This window comes from Kitasatospora sp. LaBMicrA B282 (genome assembly GCF_050325825.1).
Taxonomy (GTDB): Bacteria; Actinomycetota; Actinomycetes; order Streptomycetales; family Streptomycetaceae; genus Kitasatospora.
Genome location: NZ_JBNQTI010000405.1, coordinates 1 through 480 on the forward strand (window position 1 = coordinate 1; position 480 = coordinate 480).

1 pseudogene is annotated in these 480 nt (G+C 74.6%); it reads left to right on the top strand.

Annotated features, from left to right (window positions below):
- A pseudogene (locus ACQRUO_RS39685) lies at window positions 1–480 on the top strand (hypothetical protein); the annotation flags it as partial.

The following is a 480-nucleotide window of genomic DNA, read 5'->3' on the forward strand; positions in this document are numbered from 1 at the left end:
GAGGGGGTGCACGGCGACGCCGATCCGCTGCGCACCTCCAGCGCCCCTGCGGTGCTCTCCCTCGACACCGCCCTGTACGCCCTCGGGCAGGCCGAGGCGGACGCCGGTGCCGCGACCCCCACCAGCGACTTCCAGAAGCAGATCTCGGTCGCCGCGCAGAGCGTCGCCGCCGTAGCCGGTGACGATGCCGGGGGACCGTCGGGACGCCAGGCGCTCCAGACCGTGGCCGCGCTGATCACCGTCTACGTGGTCGAGGTGCAGCAGGCCCAACGCCAGCCCGCCGGGAGCGTGTTGCGCGAGGCGTACCTCAGCTACGCGACGAGCGTCCTGGCGGACCCGGGCTCCGGGATACTGCCCCGGCTGAAGGCCCTCCAGGCGCAGCGGCGCGCGGCCGTGCACCGGCAGACCTCCTTCGGACCGCTGCTGTGGTGCGGCTGGGCCGCGACGCTGCTGCTCGCGCTCGCGCTGGTCTGCTGCCTG